The organism is Rhodococcus sp. PSi06 (assembly GCF_054960675.1).
On the sequence record NZ_JBHNYO010000027.1, the window covers coordinates 1 to 5,840 of the forward strand.

7 protein-coding genes are annotated in these 5,840 nt (G+C 63.4%); 4 read left to right on the top strand and 3 right to left on the bottom strand.

The features are described from left to right. Positions 1 to 369 (bottom strand): ABC transporter permease (locus ACFI9K_RS24810; protein ID WP_462665972.1); only part of this gene is annotated, 369 nt, incomplete at its 3' end. A gap of 528 nt (positions 370 to 897) precedes the next feature. On the opposite strand from ACFI9K_RS24810, the gene ACFI9K_RS24815 reads away from it, so the two are divergent. From ACFI9K_RS24815 to ACFI9K_RS24830, 4 genes are read left to right on the top strand one after another with little or no spacing between them, the layout of a single operon-like run. Then, on the top strand, positions 898 to 1,860 hold the full coding sequence (locus tag ACFI9K_RS24815) for an FAD:protein FMN transferase (protein ID WP_462665973.1): 963 nt from the start codon (positions 898 to 900) through the stop codon (positions 1,858 to 1,860). Further along, positions 1,860 to 2,417, top strand: a complete 558-nt coding sequence (locus tag ACFI9K_RS24820) for a ferric reductase-like transmembrane domain-containing protein (protein ID WP_032368256.1) — start codon at positions 1,860 to 1,862, stop codon at positions 2,415 to 2,417. Before ACFI9K_RS24815 ends, ACFI9K_RS24820 begins: the two co-directional genes overlap by 1 nt. Then, positions 2,414 to 3,625: an NADH-ubiquinone oxidoreductase-F iron-sulfur binding region domain-containing protein gene (locus ACFI9K_RS24825; RefSeq protein ID WP_032379304.1), complete on the top strand. Its 1,212-nt coding sequence runs from the start codon at positions 2,414 to 2,416 to the stop codon at positions 3,623 to 3,625. The genes ACFI9K_RS24820 and ACFI9K_RS24825 overlap by 4 nt, the downstream gene beginning before the upstream one ends. Continuing rightward, entirely contained in the window at positions 3,622 to 3,861 is a 240-nt protein-coding gene (locus tag ACFI9K_RS24830; RefSeq protein ID WP_206498266.1) for a ferredoxin, read from the top strand. The genes ACFI9K_RS24825 and ACFI9K_RS24830 overlap by 4 nt, the downstream gene beginning before the upstream one ends. Before the next feature lie 16 nt (positions 3,862 to 3,877). Here ACFI9K_RS24830 and ACFI9K_RS24835 read toward each other — a convergent pair whose 3' ends face one another. Together ACFI9K_RS24835 and ACFI9K_RS24840 are read right to left on the bottom strand one after the other, a co-directional pair. Beyond that, positions 3,878 to 5,287: a sensor histidine kinase gene (locus ACFI9K_RS24835; RefSeq protein ID WP_462665974.1), complete on the bottom strand. Its 1,410-nt coding sequence runs from the start codon at positions 5,285 to 5,287 to the stop codon at positions 3,878 to 3,880. Positions 5,288 to 5,292: 5 nt separating this feature from the next. Beyond that, the coding region (locus ACFI9K_RS24840; RefSeq protein ID WP_462665975.1) for a winged helix-turn-helix domain-containing protein at positions 5,293 to 5,840 on the bottom strand (548 nt) is incomplete at its 5' end.

The window sequence follows — 5,840 nt, forward strand, 5'->3', positions numbered from 1 at the left end:
AACAATCGAGATGCCCTGCGCCGGAACGACACCGGTGAGCAAGCACAACGGGACCACGATCCCGACACCCACCGCCAGGGGAACCACGAGCCAGATACCGGACCTCCCCGACTCCGAACGCCGAATCGACGTGAACGCCGCAGCCCCGAACATCACCAGCAGCACCAGCAACGACGACCACAGATGCTCGAGCGCCGCAGCGAGAATCAACGAAATCGCCGCCAATTGAACGAAGCCGCGCAGAGCAGCAGCCGGAGCGGTGATCATTCGACCGATCGACGAGACCCGATAGATGACCCCAGCGAGCGTCACCATCACGCAACAGAGAACCACGAGCGGCAGACCAGGCTGGGCCAAGGAAGAACTCACCGGTCGAGTATGTGGCGTGGCCTGCATCAGTCTCAGACCAGGTCGAGGACAGAACCACTCTCAGCGCTTCTTCAGCGGCCGGTGGGCACCATGAAGCCATGTCCATCCAGCGGTCGACGTACGCCGAACAACACGTGGTCACGCAGGGTGTTCTCTGGACGTTCGCACCCGAGTTGCAGCGAACGAACAGCGTCGTCCCAGGAAGCTCCCACACTCTGGATCTCGAGCCCCTCGACCACGCGGGCAGACCTCGGAAAGGCCTCACATGATTACACCGGAATCCGGCTTCCGCAGAGCACGTATCGCTACTGCGGCAGTGGCAGGAGTCGGGGTCGCCGTCGTGATCGGAACCTCGGCACTGGCATTCCTCGATACTCAGAACACCGATACAGCCAACGCAGCGAGCGTCTCGGAAACGACTTCGACAACGCAGTCGGACAATGGGACCACCTCGTCCCCGAACCCGTTCGGTACCTCGCCGCGCGTCTCATCGGGATCCGGAACACCACACAGCACGACCCACGGCTCATGACTGTCGTCGCCGAGAAGAACTCGATAGCCGAGTCCCGCTGGCAGATGTGGAGCACCGACGTTCATCTTGTCGTGACCGACCCGAGGTCGCTCGAGGCCGCGGAGTCGCTGGTGCGCAGCGAACTCGACGCGGTCGACCACGCATGCAGCAGGTTCCGGCCCGATTCCGAAATCATGAACCTGACGGGATCACATGTCCGACCCGCCCCCGTCAGTGCCGTACTCGCCGACCTCGTGCTCGCGTCGCTGCACGCAGCCGACATCACCGACGGTGCAGTGGACCCGACGCTCGGCTCAGCGATGATCGACCTGGGTTACGACAGGGACTTCTCACTGCTCGAACCACCCACCGGGGGTTACTCCGCAACCGTCTCCGTCGTACGCCGCGCCGACTGGACAATGGTGACCCTGCACGACGGCATGCTCACGGTTCCGGAGGGTGTTGTTCTCGATCTGGGAGCGACCGCGAAAGCGCTGGCAGCCGACCGCTGTGCCGCACTCGTCGCGTCCGAACTGGGCTGCGGAGTTCTCGTGTCTATCGGAGGTGACATCTCGACGAGCGGTCCGCCGCCGAGCACGGGATGGCAGATTCGAGTGGCCGACGGTGACAACCAACCTTCGACGAACGTCACCATCGGGTCCGGCGTCGGAGTTGCCACGTCGAGCACCCAGCGGAGGCGATGGTCGAAAGGCGGAAAGACTGCACATCACATCCTCGATCCGCAGCTCTTGGTCCCCGTCGAACCAATCTGGCGCACAGTCACTGTCGCCGCACAGAGCTGTTTTCTGGCCAACACGGCCAGTACCGCCGCCGTCGTGAAAGGTTCGGCCGCCGTGCGATGGTTGACAGACATCGGCCTTCCCGCGCGAATGATCGATGCCGACGGTGACACGACAGTGACACCCGGATGGCTCGAGAAGAGTTCCCACAGTGGACATCCGAACACCGAGGAGGACTGATGGATCAAGCACTGTGGGCACTCGGACGGGGAACCGGCATCGCGGCGTTGTTGATACTCACCCTCTCCATGGCATCGGGAACGGTGACGCGATCGGGGCGACCGATTCTTACGTTGCCACGATTCGGCGTCGTGGAACTCCACAAGAACACATCTCTACTGGGATCGCTGCTCATCGTGATTCATGTGGGTGCACTGCTTTTCGATCCCTACGCACAGCTGAACGTCGTCGACTCAGTGGTCCCGTTTCTCGGGCGCTACCGGCCGTTCTGGCTCGGGCTCGGCACCCTCGCCGTAGATCTGATCATCGTTGTCGTCGCCACTGCTCTGCTGAGGCACCGATTGGGGCACAGAACATTTCGGGTCGTTCACTGGTCGGCGTATGCCTTGTGGCCGATTGCCCTCGCTCACGCCCTGGGGAACGGAACGGACGTCGGACACGCATGGTTCCTTTCCATTGCTGCAGGGTGCGCGGTACTGGTGACGGCAGCGACGACGTTCCGGCTCCGCCACGATTTTCTCGAATTCCACCACTCCAGAGCAGGAGCACAGCAATGACGACCTCCAGCCTCACTCACATTTTGTCCGGTGCCGGGTTCGACCTCGACCGACATGCGCACACGTTCGGGCCGGTGCCTGCCGGCGACGATTCGGTCATCACGGCTATCTCACGTTCCGGCCTGGCCGGGCGCGGTGGCGCAGGTTTTTCTACCGGGGCGAAGATGGCCGCCATCACCGGTCGCCGACCCGTAGTGATTGCGAACGGATCCGAGGGGGAACCGATGAGCAGCAAAGACGCTGTCCTACTATCCGATTCACCACACCTCGTTCTCGACGGCCTGGCGATCGCCGCGGAAGCAGTGGGTGCGACCGACGCATTCCTTGTCGTACCGGCCCCGAATACCGACCGGTTGCGCAGCGCCATCACCGAACGGCGACACAGTGGTTGGGATCGCACCGACGTCCACGTCGTCGTGTCCGCCGGACGCTTCGTCTCCGGGGAGAAGACGGCTCTGATCGCGGCGGTCGAGGGCAAGCCACCGATTCCGCGGTCCTCACTGGCATCGTCTTCGAAATCGGGAATGAAGGGACGTCCGACTCTCGTGCACAATGTCGAAACTCTCGCGCACGTCGCCACCGTTGCGCGATTCGGCGTCGACTGGTTCCGATCGTCAGGAACTACGAGCGAACCTGGAACGATGCTCGTGACGTTGTCCGGCGCAGTGAACAACCCCGGCGTTGTCGAGGTACCGATCGGAAGCCCACTCGAGTGGGTTGTCGGCGATATCGGACGAGCGGACATGGACAACACTCGCGCCGTGCTGGTCGGCGGTTATCACGGAACCTGGATCAACCGAGCGGACCTCGCAGGGCGACGCCTCTCGAGAGAATCTCTCGCCGCGATAGGCGCTAGTCCGGGAGCGGGGGTGGTACACGCGCTGGCAGTCGACACCTGCGGTCTTCGTGCCACGGCCGACATAGTCGACTACCTTGCACGGGAAAGCGCTGGGCAATGCGGGCCCTGCCTGAACGGGCTTCCCCGGCTGGCGTCGGAATTCGCCGACCTCGCCTACCACCGTCCCGGTGAACAGACGATCCACGAGATCCGCCGCTATGCCGGACTCGTCGACGGGCGCGGTGCATGCCACCATCCCGACGGAACCGTACGGCTCGTCCTGTCGGCCTTGACCGCATTCGCCGACGACGTGCGCATGCACAGCACCGGCCACTGCGAGGCAACAGCGCGACTGCGGAGAACCTGGTGAAACTCGACAGAACTTCAGAGTCCAGGCTTCACATCGACTGGACGCGCTGCGACGGCCGGGGCCTGTGCACCGAACTGCTCCCCGAGATCCTGTCCCGCGACGAGTGGGGATATCCGCTGTCTGCAACACCTGATCCGACCGTCCCCTCGAGATCTCTGGGTAATGCGCTCAAGGCCGTCGACCTGTGTCCGCGGATGGCATTGGCGTTGCACTCACCGGACCGAACGAGACCGTAGAGCCATCTCGGCGATATCAGGTGAGTTCCTTCGATCCGCTGGGCTGATGCGTCGGAATTCTGATCTCGAAGCGTGCTCCTCCGAGCGGGGAACGGGAAACCGTCACCGAGCCTGTGTGGGCGGCGGCGGTGCCGGCGACGATGGCCAATCCGAGACCGGCACCGCCTTCGTCGCGTGTGCGGGATGCATCCAACCGTACGAACCGATCGAAGACTCGTTCACGCTGTTGTTCGGGGATCCCCGGGCCGTCGTCATCGATCACGATGACAGCGGACCCTCCGGACGGTGTGCAGGACAATTCGATTCGAGTGACGGCGTGTCGAACAGCATTGTCGACAACGTTGCGCACCATTCTCGCCAACGCGGGTTGATCTCCGGTTACCCGGACCGGAACGATCGACGTTCCCACAGTCAGATCCGTCATTGCGTCGATCCGTTTGCCTTCCTCGTACAGCACATCGTCGAGGTCGACGTCGACCGCGCCGAGCGGTGATTGCTTCTCGTCCGAACGAGCAAGCAGGAGAAGGTCTTCGATCAGTCGGCGCATCCGACGCGCTTCGGGTAACAACGATTCGTCGATCAGCGAGGCATCGATCAGCTCCGGCCTTTCTGCGGCGAGCTCGAGAGCGGCAGTAATGGTTGACAGCGGGCTACGAAGCTCGTGGGAGGCATCGCTGACGAATCGTTGTTGCGCGCGTTGTCCGGCCTGGAGCCGCTCGAGCATCCGATTCATCGTCGCTGCGAGTCGCGCGATCTCGTCGCGGGATTGTGGCACCGGGATACGTTCTCCCAGATCTTTGTTCGAGATCGAGGCGACGCGGGTGCGGATGCGTTCGACTGGGCTCAACGCCGCACCGACGAGACGGTATGTCGCCAGCGCGACCAAAGCGACCACGACCGGACCGACGATGGCGAGCAGAATCGCGACGGTGGACACCACTTTTTCCACCGGCTCGCGGTCGGCCCCGACCAGTACCGTCACCGGCCCGGCCGCGGTCTCCGCGCCGCGAGCTGTGACCCAGAAGTCACCGTCATCGCCCTGTTCGATGCGGCCGAGATCCCGCGTGGTCGAGGGTGCGACCTCGACCGTGGACAATGGACGTCCGCCATCCGCCCGCGAGGAGGCCGTTACCGCCCCGCTCCCGTCGACGACCTGCACTATGCCGATCTGGCCGTCTGTTGCCAATGACGACTCGTCAATTTGCGCGGGAAGATCGGTCTCGAGTTGCTCGCTGACCTGTACGGCCCGGGTGTCAGCGGCCGTGCGAGCGGAGGATTCGAGTGAGCTGTAGAGGATACCGATCAATGCGCCACCCGCCGCGATCAGGCACACGGCCAGGACCACGGTCGAGGCGACCGCGGATCTCACCCGCACCGTCCACGATCGTGGCCGCAGAGTGTCGACGGAGGTACCGATAGCTCTCATGGCACTCAGTCTCCTGCCAGCCGGTATCCGACTCCACGTATCGTCTCGATGCTTTTGCGCCCGAAGGGCTGATCGACCTTCTTCCGGAGATACCCGATGTAGACCTCGACGATGTTCTCGTCCCCGTCGTAGTTGACGTCCCACACCGACCGGACGATCTCGGACTTGGTGACCACGACGCCGCTGCGCCGCATCAGGAACTCGAGCACGCTGTATTCACGCGGGGTCAGCGCCAGTTCCGTACCGCCCCGGGTGACACGGTGACGCGCGGGATCCAACTCGAGATCACCGGCCGCGAGCACCGCAGGGCGTTCAGGAGCACCACGTCGGACCAGAGCGCGTAAGCGCGCAACCAGGACGACGAAGGAAAACGGTTTGACCAGATAGTCGTCCGCGCCGAGATCGAACGCATCGGCCAGATCGTATTCACCGTCCTTGGCCGAGAGCATCAGAATCGGCGTCCACACGCCCTGAGCGCGGAGATCCCGCACGATGTCGTACCCATGTCTGCCCGGCAGCATGATATCGAGAACAAGAACGTCGAACTCCCCGC